At 42.9% G+C, this 13,667-nt stretch carries 15 protein-coding genes; 9 read left to right on the forward strand and 6 right to left on the reverse strand.

The window, feature by feature from the left end; all coding sequences use genetic code 11:
- Positions 1–217: 217 nt before the first annotated feature.
- The gene (locus V7R35_RS05240) at positions 218–1,096 is read right to left on the reverse strand and encodes a LysR substrate-binding domain-containing protein (protein ID WP_334013658.1); all 879 of its coding nucleotides are present in this window, start codon (positions 1,094–1,096) and stop codon (positions 218–220) included.
- Between the two features lie 164 nt (positions 1,097–1,260).
- On the opposite strand from V7R35_RS05240, the gene V7R35_RS05245 reads away from it, so the two are divergent.
- Positions 1,261–1,449: a hypothetical protein gene (locus V7R35_RS05245; RefSeq protein ID WP_334013660.1), complete on the forward strand. Its 189-nt coding sequence runs from the start codon at positions 1,261–1,263 to the stop codon at positions 1,447–1,449.
- A gap of 143 nt (positions 1,450–1,592) precedes the next feature.
- Entirely contained in the window at positions 1,593–2,750 is a 1,158-nt protein-coding gene (locus V7R35_RS05250) for an S-(hydroxymethyl)glutathione dehydrogenase/class III alcohol dehydrogenase (protein WP_334013661.1), read from the forward strand.
- 67 nt (positions 2,751–2,817) lie between these two features.
- Here the strand turns inward: V7R35_RS05250 and V7R35_RS05255 are convergent, their stop codons facing one another.
- Entirely contained in the window at positions 2,818–3,462 is a 645-nt protein-coding gene (locus tag V7R35_RS05255; protein ID WP_334013662.1) for a response regulator transcription factor, read from the reverse strand.
- Entirely contained in the window at positions 3,459–4,694 is a 1,236-nt protein-coding gene (locus V7R35_RS05260) for a sensor histidine kinase (RefSeq protein WP_334013663.1), read from the reverse strand. Before V7R35_RS05260 ends, V7R35_RS05255 begins: the two co-directional genes overlap by 4 nt.
- Before the next feature lie 289 nt (positions 4,695–4,983).
- Between V7R35_RS05260 and V7R35_RS05265 the strand changes: the two genes are divergently transcribed.
- Positions 4,984–5,760, forward strand: coding sequence for a hypothetical protein (locus V7R35_RS05265; protein ID WP_334013664.1), 777 nt, complete (start codon positions 4,984–4,986; stop codon positions 5,758–5,760).
- Positions 5,761–5,816: 56 nt separating this feature from the next.
- Here the strand turns inward: V7R35_RS05265 and V7R35_RS05270 are convergent, their stop codons facing one another.
- Complete coding sequence (locus V7R35_RS05270) at positions 5,817–7,202, reverse strand: serine hydrolase domain-containing protein (protein WP_334013665.1); 1,386 nt, start codon at positions 7,200–7,202, stop codon at positions 5,817–5,819.
- 242 nt (positions 7,203–7,444) lie between these two features.
- Between V7R35_RS05270 and V7R35_RS05275 the strand changes: the two genes are divergently transcribed.
- Positions 7,445–8,233: a glycosyltransferase family 25 protein gene (locus V7R35_RS05275; RefSeq protein WP_334013666.1), complete on the forward strand. Its 789-nt coding sequence runs from the start codon at positions 7,445–7,447 to the stop codon at positions 8,231–8,233.
- Positions 8,234–8,328: 95 nt separating this feature from the next.
- Here the strand turns inward: V7R35_RS05275 and V7R35_RS05280 are convergent, their stop codons facing one another.
- Positions 8,329–9,198 carry an EamA family transporter gene (locus V7R35_RS05280; protein ID WP_334013667.1) on the reverse strand — a complete coding sequence of 290 codons (870 nt, stop codon included), beginning with the start codon at positions 9,196–9,198 and terminating at the stop codon, positions 8,329–8,331.
- 139 nt (positions 9,199–9,337) lie between these two features.
- Here V7R35_RS05280 and V7R35_RS05285 point away from each other — a divergent pair, with 139 nt between their 5' ends.
- The 5 genes from V7R35_RS05285 (at position 9,338) to arsB (ending at position 12,976) form a co-directional block, all read left to right on the forward strand.
- A complete protein-coding gene (locus V7R35_RS05285) occupies positions 9,338–9,958 on the forward strand; it encodes a hypothetical protein (RefSeq protein WP_334013668.1) in 621 nt (206 codons plus the stop codon).
- 323 nt (positions 9,959–10,281) lie between these two features.
- Positions 10,282–10,614, forward strand: coding sequence for a metalloregulator ArsR/SmtB family transcription factor (locus V7R35_RS05290; protein WP_334013669.1), 333 nt, complete (start codon positions 10,282–10,284; stop codon positions 10,612–10,614).
- 120 nt (positions 10,615–10,734) lie between these two features.
- Positions 10,735–11,202 (forward strand): arsenate reductase ArsC, encoded by a 468-nt coding sequence (locus V7R35_RS05295; RefSeq protein ID WP_334013670.1) that lies wholly within the window; start codon positions 10,735–10,737, stop codon positions 11,200–11,202.
- Entirely contained in the window at positions 11,202–11,951 is a 750-nt protein-coding gene (gene arsH / locus V7R35_RS05300; protein WP_438823446.1) for an arsenical resistance protein ArsH, read from the forward strand. Before V7R35_RS05295 ends, arsH begins: the two co-directional genes overlap by 1 nt.
- Before the next feature lie 11 nt (positions 11,952–11,962).
- On the forward strand, positions 11,963–12,976 hold the full coding sequence (gene arsB / locus V7R35_RS05305) for an ACR3 family arsenite efflux transporter (RefSeq protein WP_334013671.1): 1,014 nt from the start codon (positions 11,963–11,965) through the stop codon (positions 12,974–12,976).
- An 81-nt stretch (positions 12,977–13,057) separates the two neighbouring features.
- On the opposite strand, the gene V7R35_RS05310 is transcribed toward arsB, so the two are convergent.
- Positions 13,058–13,456: a response regulator gene (locus V7R35_RS05310; RefSeq protein ID WP_334013672.1), complete on the reverse strand. Its 399-nt coding sequence runs from the start codon at positions 13,454–13,456 to the stop codon at positions 13,058–13,060.
- Between the last annotated feature and the right edge of the window lie 211 nt (positions 13,457–13,667).

Below are 13,667 nucleotides of genomic sequence, written 5' to 3' on the forward strand. Positions count from 1 at the left end.
TCTTTTGCTTACTTGCACTAGCCACCGACCGCCCTATTCAAGGTGGTAATAAACATCATTGTGGTGCCAGTGCGTAGAATCTTTTTCATGTATGCAATTTGCCGTATAGACGTCTATCTGTCAACCGCAGTTTTCACCACACAGTGTTGCAGAAAATGAAACATTAAAAGCAAAATATTGCTTATCAAGGTACAAAACAGGTAATTTTGTCTTACTTCTACTTATCATCAAGTATGTATTTAGCAAGATAATCAATAAGTAAACGTATTTTCGGCGCAACATTGCGGTTAGAAGGGAAGACTGCCCAAATCGCTTCTTGCTTGTCTTTGTATGCTGGTAGTACCTCTATCAAATTTCCACTTTTTAGGTCGTTATGCACATAAAAACCGGGTAACTGTGCGATACCTAACCCACTGAGCGCCGCCGCTCGAAGCGCATTTCCACTGTTGTATCTAACCCGCCCTTTTACTGCTAAGGTTTTTGCTGTGCCTTCAACAACGAAACGCCAGTAAGGCTGAGACCCCACCAATAACGCGTGATGCTTTAACGCTTCCAGTGTTTCTGGAGGCGTATTGTCTTCAAAATAGCCTGGGCTTGCGCACACGTACAAACGACGAGTCGCAAGTTTTTTAGCAACTAACGTTGAATCTTCAAGTGCCCCTATTCGAATAGCCAAATCTAGCCCTTGGTCGACAATATCAATTTTGTCGTTAGTGAAAGTACACTGCACACTAATGCCGGAATAGGTTTTCATAAACGAATTCAGCAGCGGTGCTATAAATGCTTCACCAAAGGCCACGGGGGCAGTTAGTTTTATTAAACCTTGTGGCGACTGCTGAAGCGCACTGACTGACAACTGCGCGTCTTCCAATTGTTTTAGTGCTAAATGCGCTTGGTTAAAATACACTTTTCCAGCTTCCGTAAGCGAGACACTTCGCGTAGTACGATGCAGTAGCTTTACGCCCAGTAGCTTTTCTAGCGCCGCCACTTTTCGACTCACTTGGGCTACTGACGTGTCTAGCTTAGTAGCAGCGCCAGTAAAATTACCCACCTCTGCAACAGCACAGAACTCTGCAATGCCTTCTAGCACTTTCAAACAATCACCTTAATATTTTATGTTTTCTTGGAAGCTGTATATGCACACTCACAATACCTACAGCATCAACTTTAGCGATACAAAAAACGGTCTTCAGTACAGTTTTCCGTCTCTCTTATTGGCTGTAGCATTCTCTAATGTTTACCAATCAATAAGGGAATGGCATGAAAAAGGTTTTACGATATGGACCGCATGTGTGTTGCGTCATTTTTATGCTTGAAGCGGGTTATGCCATGCTTTTTAACCCTGAAGAAAATGCGCATTTAATTTACCTACAAACCTCTATTCTATTCGCTTTATTAGCTGAAAAGCTTCCGCGACAACACAAAGAAAAAGCGCACACTCAGCAATGAATACCGTTCACGTTATCTTCAACCACCATTTATTATTACATATTTGAAAAAATGAATTACTAAAACTGTATTTATCTAATTTCTGCTGCCTCCTATACTTTGTTCTCTAAAATTACCTACACACAAAATAAAGGAGCTATTGCATGGCATCGTTTAAAGATACGCTGCAAGACGGCCAAACACATATCAAGTCAAAAGCTGCGGTTGCATGGGGCCCAGGCGAACCATTAAAAATGGAAGAGGTAGACGTAGAGCTGCCGAAAAAAGGCGAAGTGTTGGTTCGCATTGTTGCATCTGGCGTTTGCCATACAGACGCGTTCACCTTGTCTGGCGAAGATCCTGAAGGCGTGTTCCCCTCTATTTTGGGCCATGAAGGCGGTGGTATTGTTGAAATGGTGGGTGAAGGCGTAACCAGCGTAGAAGTTGGCGACCACGTTATTCCACTTTACACTGCAGAATGCGGTGAGTGTAAGTTCTGTACATCGGGCAAAACTAACTTGTGCCAAGCAGTGCGCGAAACCCAAGGCAAAGGCCTAATGCCAGACGGCACCAGCCGCTTCTCGAAAGATGGCGAACCTATTTATCACTACATGGGGTGTTCTACATTTTCTGAATACACCGTACTGCCTGAAATATCATTGGCAAAAGTAAATAAGTCGGCACCACTTGAAGAAGTTTGCCTGCTTGGTTGCGGTGTTACCACCGGCATGGGTGCTGTGCTTAACACAGCAAAAGTGCAGCCTGGTGACAGCGTGGCTATTTTCGGCTTGGGCGGTATTGGCTTATCTGCCATTATTGGTGCACGCATGGCGGGAGCAGGTCGCATTATAGGTATTGATATTAACGACAGTAAATTCGATTTAGCGAAACAGCTTGGTGCAACCGACGTGGTTAACCCAAAAGAATTCGATAAGCCTATTCAAGAAGTAATTGTAGAGATGACAGACGGCGGCGTTGATTTCTCTTTCGAATGCATCGGGAATGTCGACGTGATGCGATCTGCCCTTGAGTGCTGTCACAAAGGCTGGGGCGAGTCAGTGATTATTGGTGTAGCCGGTGCTGGACAAGAAATTTCCACCCGCCCATTCCAGCTAGTAACAGGCCGCGTATGGCGAGGCACCGCATTTGGTGGCGTTAAGGGTCGTTCGCAGTTGCCAGGCATTGTTGAACAATACCTAAATGGCGATTTTGGTCTGCAAGAGTTTATCACGCACACCATGGGCCTTAGTGATATTAATAGCGCCTTTGATTTGATGCACAATGGTGAGAGTATTCGCTCTGTTGTACATATGGATAAATAATTACTTTCTTTATCCCATAAAAAAAGGAGAAGCATGGCCTCTCCTTTTTTGTTTTTACTTTTTGTATTTACAAAATCCCCTGCTCTAGTGCTTTAAGTACCGCTCTGGTTCTGTCTCGAACGCCAAGTTTGGCCATGATAGAAGAAACCTGATTTTTGATGGTTCCGGTAGATTTAAACTTGGCGTCTGCTATTTCTTTATTGCTATAACCGGCTGCAATTAAACGCAATATGTCGGTCTCTTTTTCAGTCAGTGGTTCAGGGCTTTCAAACGACTCAAACTCAACGCTTAACCCTTTTAAACCTTGAAGTACTTTTTCTGTTACCGCAGGCTGAATAAGCGTTTTACCTTCTTTTATTTGCGCGATGGTATCAATTAACGTGTCTAATGATACGTCCTTCAATAAATATCCCTTCGCACCTGCTTTCATTGCATTGTTAACCAGTTCATGGTCATCAAACGTAGTAAGCATTAATACAGGAGTGGCAATGTTTCTCTGTGCAAGCGCGTGAAGGGTTTCAATACCTGAAAGCTTGGGCATGCGTATATCCATTAAAATGACATCGCAATTCGTTGCACTTCCGCTTTCAATGAACTGCTCACCGTTTTCATATTCGCCAATAACTTCAACACTATCGTCTAAACCAAGAAGCGATTTAATCCCTTCCCGCACTAACATTTGATCTTCCACTAGTACAAGACGCGTTTTCATTCTGCCTCCGGTATTTGAATGTCTATCCGAAAACCATCTTTGTTTTGCTGCCAAGCAATATGGCCGTGTAGTACTGATACACGTTCTTGCATACCTTTTAAACCATTGCCGGGGGCAACTACAGCACTATGGATATGGTTTGCCGATTCAAGATTAAGTTCAAGGTTGGGAGAGTGTACTTCTGGGTCGCTAGGACCAAGGCTATCTTGCATACACAGATAATAGCTACCCTCTTGTTGTTGCAGCGATATAACAAAGAACGGCGCTGAGCTGTGTTTAATTACGTTGGTAAGCGCTTCTTGCATACAGCGTAATAAGCAATCGGCAATGCTCACGTTGGTTAGCGACAGGTTGTCATCTATGTGAAGCGCTACCTTTGGTCTTGGTAATTCTTCAACGAGGGCATGCACAGCTTCGGAAAAGTTAATAGCTGCATTTTCTCTAATATCCGACACCGCTTCTCTAACGTCACTTAACAGCAGCTTTGCAATACTGTGCGACTGCTCAACATGCTTCTTAATATCTTGCGATTCTTTCTCTTCTAGCATGCTTACTTTTCTAGACGCCACCTGCAAATTAATAGTAAGTGCGGTGAGGTGATGACCAAGCACATCGTGAATGTTACGCGCGATTCGCAAACGCTCGTCCTGCGTAAGTGCTTGTTTCATAAGCTGTTGCGTACTGGATAACTGGCGGTTTAATGCGTCGGCATCTTCACGGGCTCTTGCCTCTTTAATAGCGGTATTAGACATGATCATGGCAAACAAATTAAACGTCCAAAACAGCGCGCCAGTTAACACCGCTTGGTGCTCTTGCCACACGCTTGCCTGAATAAGCGCGGTAGGAATTGCAATGGGTACCGATAAGAGCAAGCAACGCTTCCACGTTACATAATAGGGAAGTATGGCCGACCAAATAACGACGAAAATGGCTAAATAGGAATACGGCACTACAAGCTGACTGCCTATAGCAAGTGCATACATCACTACTAATAAAGCAAAGCGCCTAAATGAGTTAGAGGAGTTACTTCGTTTTTCACTGCTTAACAGGACAAAACAAACGGCCAGTAAAAGAAAAATTAAGCCGGCAGATAATGTACGCCAATGCAAAAGCGAGAAATGCTTCTCTAAGAAATAAAGTGCTGAACCGCTAATGACCATCCAGGTAATACATGCGGATGCACGTTCCACATCTAGCTGTGCCAGCCAATGAGCGGGCTTAGATATTTTCATTTGTTTTTTGTTTTCCTAAAAAGCGTATTCGTTCTTGCACGTCGTTAAAATCATATCTAAAACAGCACCTTAAAACAGAAAGTTATCAACTGCACTTTTTTAACGACATTGTTTTTAACTGCAATATTTTTAATATGTGATTTTGTACTGTGCCAAAAAACGTAAATTAATGCATAGGCCAAAAGTCATTTTTTAAATGGTGACTTTTGGCACTTATCCGCTTTTCCAAAAGACACCACTATGAGTGCATTACTTACTCAATTGCAGACGTTGCAATAAGGAGCACATAATGCAATCAGTTCACGGTTATATTGTTGCCGCACATATCGTTGCAGGCGCACTGTCACTCATTCTTTTCTGGGTACCTACCCTCACCAAAAAAGGCGGTAAGGTGCATTCACAATTTGGTGATTACTACGCAAAAGCAATGCTATTTACATCCATTAGTGGCGTTATAAGTTCAACCATTGCGCTTATTGCACCACTTACTATTTATCCCACTGTGCCAGAGCACTTTGAATCCACCGCACATTTCACCGCCCATCTTAGAGGCCAGTATACGTTCTTACTAATGTTAAGCTTGTTGGTATGGAACAACATAAGACACGCTATAACTGTATTAGCCGTTAAGCGAGATATAGCAAAGCTGCGCACTATTAACTACCTGTGGCTTCCAATCCTATTATTTGTAGTGGCAGTAGTGGCACTTTATCAAGGTGTGACCTATGGCATTACACTTACCTGTATTTTTGCGCCCATAGCACTATTTAATGCGGTTGGCATAGTGCGCTACGCATTTCAAAAAGAGATCGTTCCCGGCACGTGGGTTACACAGCATATTGGGCATATTATTGGTTCTGGAATTGGTGCCTATACCGCATTTTTCGCTTTCGGTGGGCGCACATTATTTGAAGGGGTTCCATCACTCCAGATTGCCAGCTGGGTGTTGCCAAGCTTAATAGGTGTTCCGTTTACCATTTGGCTTAGCAACAAATACAAACCGAAAAAGCGAAAATCAAAAAGCGTAAAAGCGAGCGTTAAAACGAAGGCTGCAGAATTAAACTAATGGCTTCAAAAATAGCAGCTGAGTATTCTCTCAGCTGCTCTAAACTCTCACTTCAGTTACTTTACTCGGGAAAACGCGAATGTTCCGCCGCCTTGGTGAAGTGTAAACGCGTTTGATTGACCGGACGTTCCATCAGGCTTTTCGAACTTAATAACAATACCTGCTAATTCGAAGCGAAACTCGGTTTCAGAATACGCTTCAAGTGGAAATGGGTTCTGCCCTTCTCCTTGGCTCATTAGCTTGCCATCCTCCACCCAAAACGAGATTTTTATCGGCAGCTGTTTACTTGCAAATTTACCTTCAAATGCATGTAACGAAGCTTCATCTACTTCGATCGCTTTTGATGAAAAGTCTGGTACATCAAAGGGTAAGCCATACATACTGCTAAGCACTGCAATAAGCACGTTGTTAAAGTTATAGTTAACCGCATTGCTAAATACCGTCATATTTAGTCCATCTTTAGTGTTATAGCCTGCCGCCGACACAAAACCATCAATGGAGCCAAAGTGACCATACAGCTGCTTTTCGTTAAACGGTGCCGCTGTCATGCCTAAGCCATAGCCGTCTTCTAACTTCATCATGGCTTTTAATGAACGCTTCGATATCAATTTTCCTGCAAACAGCGCATTAAAAAAATGGTTGGTATCTTTGGCAGTAGACACGATAGCGCCAGCCCCATGCGGCACGCTCATATCTGTTTCCGGTTGCTTTACCCACGTGCTGTTATAGCGATAAGAAGATGCTTCATTCTCAGCAACCTCAATGCTATTGCCAAAATAGGTGTCATTAAGTTTTAACGGCTTTGCAATTTTGTCAGCAATAACAAAGGCCAATGGTTTTTCGTAAAATGATTCAACAATAAACCCTAACAGCGCATAGTTAGAATTAGAATAGTGGTGCTTACTGCCAGGTTTAAACTGTGGGTCGTAAGCTTGAATACGCGACACCAGCTGTTGTTGTGTTAGCGCTGTTGTCATATAGCCCGTGTATTCAGGGTCGTTGGTGTAATTAAATATTCCTGAGCGATGGCTTAATAAGTGTTGAATGGTAATGTCAGCTGCATTGGGTACTTCAGGGAAGAAGGTTGACAATCGCGTCTCTAACTTCAGTTTACCTTCTTCAATTAACTGCATCACCAACACGGCAGTAAAGGTTTTTGTTATTGAACCAATACGAAACCGTGTTTGCGCCGATAGTGGGACATTGTCTTCAACCGATGCCAGCCCCGAATAATGCTCATAAACAGGTGTGCCATTGAGTGTTACGTAAACAGCAGTCATCATTTTATCGTTGTCGCTCAATGAGGCTAAATAGCTATCAAGCGTTGCATGCATTGGGTTTGCGGTATTCGCCATTGCTTGCTGCGCGATGAAAACCGCAAAAAACATAACTGCAGCAAGTGCGGAGGAAACCGAAGATTTCAGATGAATTATCCCTTTCATATTTGTCCTATTCTATTTTTGAGACATTGACTGTTCAGCGTAATAGTTAAAATAATAGTTGTAATCAAAGAAAGCGAACAAAAAACTTTTTATTCTGCTCACAGATAACTGGCGTTTTAATGATTTGAAAAGATAGGGGCTTTCTCTTTTGCAAAAGCAATGTAGTATTAGGTTTTGATACTAAAAAACCTAGTTGATTATTTTAGAACGCTTCAACAATAACAATAAGCTGTGAGGTTGTCTTGAGTATTAAAACGGTCATCATCAATCTGGATAGAGCAAAGGATAGATTGGCTTTTCAAAAACTGCAGTTCAGCAAATTAGGCTTAGAGTTCGAGAGGCTCTCTGCTGACTGTCCTTCTCATCAAGAAAATTACGAGCGCTTTAAAGATAGTTGGGAAAGACCAATGAGCTTTTGTGAGATTGCTGTGTTTTTCAATCACAAAAAAGCGTGGGAAATGGTTGAAGCACGTGGTGAACCGATGATGATCCTTGAGGATGACGCTTATTTATCTACTGACGTTTTAACATTATTAGATAACATAAGCCGCTTAGATCACATCGATTTTTTGAGTTTGGAGGCAAGAGGGAAAAATCAACGAAAGCTGGTCGCAAGACAACCTACCACCCAAATTGACGATGTTAATATCACACGTCTTTATCAAGGACGTTCGGGCCTAGCGGGCTATATTTTATGGCCTCGCGGTGCCAAAAAGCTACTTAAGGCTGTTCAATCAGGCAAAATCGGCATTGTAGACAAATTCATCAACGCAGAATATTCACTAAACGCTTACCAGGTAGAGCCAGCACCTCTTATCCAGTTAGATAGGTGTCAACATTACGGTTTGCCCTGCCCTTTACACACTGCGTCGTACATTAGTTCACAGGGAAAAAAGCACGTAAAAGGCATTGCAACGTTGCGATTTAAATGTCGAAGAATTGCAGGGCAAGTGAAGATTTTGGTTAATGAAATTATGAATCGCCACCGTGCCGTGAAAAGGCCTATCAATATATCTAGTAGTTTTAACTAAACCGTGGTGTGTAGCTACAAAACATGGTTAATAATGAAAAAAGCCGCCTGATTTTTCTGGCGGCTTTTTTCATTATTAGCTACACAACATACGGTTTAAGACAGTGTCTCTACTTGTTTTTGCCTTTGAGACATAGAACTACCTGCAGTCGCAATTACCACTAACGCTACCGCTGCCCATTGGGAAAGGGTCAACGTCTCGTCAATTATGATGAATGCAGCAATTGCCGCGATAGCAGGCTCCATGCTCATCATTATGCTAAAGGTTTGCTTGGGCATATTGCGCATTGCCTGCATTTCTAGCGTGTAGGGAATAGCTGAAGAAAATACGCCTACTGCTAGCCCCATCAAAAGTGCATATGGAGTAAGTAACACTGCGCCTTGGCTAATTGCTCCAATAGGTATTATGCCCGCTGCGGCAACCAACATACCAAGCGTTACCGTTACGCCGCCAGAGCCTTCATTGCCGGTTTTATTCCCGAAAACAATATAACCAGCCCAAAATGCGCCTGCAATGAGCGCGAGAACAACGCCAACGGGATCTAAGCTTTCTGCTGATGTACCAATATCAGGGGCAAGCAAGCAAATGCCCACAACGGCAAGCAGTACCCACAAAAAATCTCGCTTGTTCTTTGCTGTGAAAAACGCAACGGCAAGAGGCCCTGTAAATTCTAACGCTACGCCAACACCTAGAGGAATTCGGGCAATAGCAAAATAGAAAACGAGATTCATAGCCCCAAGACACATACCGTAGATAATGACGTTTCGCCATCCCGTTTGTGAAAGGCGTGCTCGCCAAGGCTTAAATATTAGGGTCAAAATAGCGGCGGCAAAGAATACGCGCAGCGCACTTGTGCCCTCTGGACCCGCAATAGGGAAAAGTTGTTTGGCAAATGATGCGCCCGATTGAATAGCTATCATAGCCAATAAAACCGCGAGCACCGCAAGCAGAAATCTATTTTTCACAGCAATAAGTTAGCACTAATTAAATGATGGACCGCAGTATATAGTGAGAACCAAGCAAACATCTACTACGCGCTTGACAGGACAAGCAACTGCATAATAGTTTAACGATATTACAATTAAGTATTCGGAATACGGCATTATGCAAAACTACGTTCGCAATCAATTCAATTTTATTGCTGTATTGTCGCTACTCTGGCTGTTTTCTACCACCTCAAAAGCAACTAGCCACGAAGAATCAGCTCTGCAGGAAATGCAGCCATCGCTTTCAACGCTTTCCAATTACCAACAAAATAACGCATTTATGATGTCATCAGGCTTACCTGAGCCAGCGCACTTTGCCCTTCTTAAGGATAAAGGCGTTACCCACGTCATCGACCTTATTCCTGGTGACCGTTCAGATGAAATTAATAGCACGGCAGATGTGGCGCTAACGTATTTCAATGTACCTGTAGACTGGGAAGCCCCCTCGCTTAACAACTTTCTTAACTACGCCGCATTTATGCAGCGAGTCGATACCGAAAACGAGAAAGTGCTTACACACTGCAAGCTGAATTGGCGAGGCGCCTCTTTTACCTACTTATATCGAGTGGCGGTTTTAGGAGAAAGCGAAACTAAGGCCAAGAGTGACTTAATGGCAATCTGGCATCCTAACCCTACATGGTACGCCTTTATGAGCGATGTAATCACGCACTTCAATAGGTTGAACAACACCAATATTGCCATGTCATTTCAAGCAGCGCCGATAGAACATGAGCATTAACTCCTCTTTAAAGTGGTAGCTCTTTAAACAGTTATGTTTAACGTAGCCATGTTTTAACCAGCTCTTCCCTAAGTTCATTGAGCATGTAAAAGGAACACTGTTCGTGTTCCTTTCTTGTTTCTGCCACGTCTTTCTTTTAGCTACGTTTTTAATACCGATTCATTTTCTTACCACTGCACTTTCTTACCGCTGTAATTTCCTACCGAAATACGCATTCAACCAAACACTTACTTGCATTCACATATGAAATTTCAGATGTGTCATTGACACATACGGAAAAACATATACGATATTCGCATCCGAAATTTCATATATGTTTTACTATGTCGATGTGTCAGCTTTCTCCACTTGCGTTTTTTAAATGCCTTTCTGAAGATACAAGGCTAAAAACACTGCTTATGCTAAGTGTGAAGGACGAGCTGTGTGTATGTGACTTAACAGAGGCACTGCAGCTTAGCCAGCCAAAGATCTCACGCCATTTAGCCGATCTTCGCAAATGCGAACTGGTACAAGATACCCGTAAAGGAAAATGGGTTTACTATCGCCTTCACCCTAACCTTCCGCAATGGGCAAGCGACGTGATATCTCAAACCGCAAAACACAATGCGAACTATATCGAAAGTGCAATGGAAAACTTAACCTGTACCAGCTGCTAAATAGTTCGTATCACTTAAACATTTTACTCAATTATTACTGTTACCTAACGCACCGCTTAACGGCACAAATTCACTGTAAATGTCCGTAGCAAATGCGCGTAAATAGTAAAAAGGATAATCATGAAAGTACTATATATTTGCACCCACAATCGCTGTCGCAGCATCCTATGCGAAGCTATTACAAATGCATCTCACGGAAATGTTGAAGCGCGAAGCGCTGGTAGCCAACCGGAGGGCGAGGTTCACCCACTGTCTTTGAAGTATTTAGCGGAGCGAGGCTACAACACTCAGGGTTTAAGAAGTCAGTCTTGGGATGATTTTGAAGACTATTCAGCAGATCTCGTTGTAACCGTATGCGACTCTGCAGCCGGTGAAAGCTGCCCCGTGTATTTTGGGCAGTCGCTGAAAGTACACTGGGGTCTTGAAGACCCTTCTAAAGTTGAGGGTGATGACACAGCAAAAGCCGCCGCATTCAATCAAACGATGAATATTATTGAGCAACGCGTTAGCGCACTTGCTGAATTAGCAGAACAGAATTTGGATAAAGCTGCGCTTAAGCAAGCGCTTGCCACGCTAGGGGCACAGTAATGACAGATTCCACAGTAAGCCAAAGCGTCAATGAAGGTAAAAACATGCCCTCAGATAACGTATCACCAGAGAATTTACATACCCCACAGGTAGCGGATTTTGCTACATCATTCTCGCAACATAAGCCGCGTATTCTTTTATTGTACGGCTCACTTCGCGAGCGCTCGTACAGCCGATTAGTTATTGAAGAGTCGGCACGTTTACTTGAATACTTTGGCGCTGAGGCCAAAATTTTTGACCCTAAAGGCCTCCCTCAACCTGATACAGAAGATGAACACCACCCGAAAGTAAAAGAACTTCGCGATTTAATGATGTGGTCTGAAGGGCAAATTTGGTGCTCGCCTGAACGCCATGGCAGCATTACAGGCATTATGAAAAGTATGATTGACTGGGTGCCATTAAGCATTGGCGGCATGCGCCCTACCCAGGGAAAAACTCTGGCCATTATGCAGGTGTGCGGTGGAAGCCAATCGTTCAATGCCGTGAACCAAATGCGAATTCTGGGGCGTTGGATGCGCATGCTTACCATCCCCAATCAGTCGTCTGTAGCAAAAGCATTTCTAGAGTTTGAAGACAATGGGCGCATGAAACCATCGCCTTATTACAATCGCATTGTAGATGTTGTTGAAGAACTGGTGAAATTTACGCTGCTTACTCGCGACAACAAAGATTTCCTTGTAAACCGCTACTCAGAACGCGTGGAAAGCGCAGAAGAAGTGAGTAAGCGCGTTAACCAAAAATCAATTTAAGAGAGACAACGATGGGATTTTTTGAGCGTTATTTGTCGGTGTGGGTTGCGCTATGTATCGCAGCAGGCGTTGGCTTAGGATATGTGGCACCCAGTGCCTTTGAAGTAATTGCGAATGTCGAATATGCACATGTTAACTTGGTGGTTGCCGTACTTATTTGGTTGATGATTTACCCAATGATGGTGCAAATCGATTTTGGCTCTATCAAAGACGTGGGCAAGAAGCCTAAAGGACTCGTGCTTACGCTCGTAGTGAATTGGTTAATTAAACCTTTCACTATGGCGTTTCTTGGCTGGTTATTCTTTAAGGGCATTTTTGCAGATTGGGTAGACCCGCAAACAGCCACTGAATATATTGCAGGTATGATTTTACTTGGTGTGGCACCGTGTACTGCTATGGTATTTGTATGGAGTCATCTAACAAAAGGCGACGCTAACTACACATTAGTTCAAGTATCTATAAACGACCTAATCATGGTAGTGGCCTTCGCCCCGCTCACCGCCTTGTTATTGGGCGTAACAGATATTACTGTGCCTTGGGATACGCTGCTAATTTCAGTGATGCTATATGTAGTTTTACCGCTATTCGCGGGCTACATTACGCGCAAGCAGCTAGATAAAAAAGGCCCTGATGCGGTACATAAACTTGTTTCGCAGTGCAAACCGCTTTCGATAATGGGCTTATTGCTCACTATTGTTATTCTGTTTGGTTTACAGGCCAACACCATTCTTGCACAACCACAAGATATTGTACTTATTGCCATACCACTGTTAATTCAAACCTACGGTATTTTCGCTATTGCCTATTTCGCAGCAAAAAGGCTTAAGCTTCCGCATAACGTTGCCGCGCCGGCATGTATGATTGGGACATCCAATTTCTTTGAACTGGCTGTTGCCGTTGCTATTTCATTATTTGGACTGCACAGCGGTGCTGCACTGGCAACGGTAGTAGGCGTGTTGGTAGAGGTACCCGTAATGTTATCTCTGGTGTGGTTTGCGAATAAAACCCGTCATTGGTTCGACTAGCGTAATTAAATAGCAAAAAAGGCAGCCGTGTGCTGCCTTTTTAATCCATTACTTTTAACCAGTTATATTTAGCCAGACTTTTTAACCAGTTACGGCTTCGCCCTCAAATTCAGGTGCTACAAAGCCGAAACGATGTAATACACCAAATAAAACTTCTTGCTTAACTGGCTTTTGAATAAAGCCCAATGCACCCAACGACATTACTTTTTCTTGCATCAAAGGCTGAATGTCACCAGATATTACAATAACGAAGGTTTTAAGGTTTCGTTTCTTTATTTCTTCTAATACCCCAATACCGTCTAATACCGGCATGGTTAAGTCTAGCAAGAGTAAATCAATATTGTGGTGAGCCAATACTTCTAAGGCATCCATACCATTACTGACTTCGTAAGTGTTTTGCGCAAACCCGTCAGGAAGACTTCTCTTTGCCATCTTACGCGCTAGCGTAGAATCGTCGCAAATAAGAACATTAAAACTCATGTGAAAGAACTTTTATTATTTATTGTTATTTGAGTTCCAGCATAACCTAAACAAAAATTTAAGAAAATATCTAAAAACGCTATTAATTACATTAATTACCCTAAAGTCTGTGTCGAAACGCACACAAAAACAGCGAAAGCAGTTTGTGTCACTTTTCTCTTTTTATCTTCTCGTTTTGTGGTAGATATACAAGTTCAGAAAAAAGGAAAAA

Source organism: Alteromonas sp. S167 (assembly GCF_036864375.1).
Taxonomy (GTDB): Bacteria; Pseudomonadota; Gammaproteobacteria; order Enterobacterales; family Alteromonadaceae; genus Alteromonas.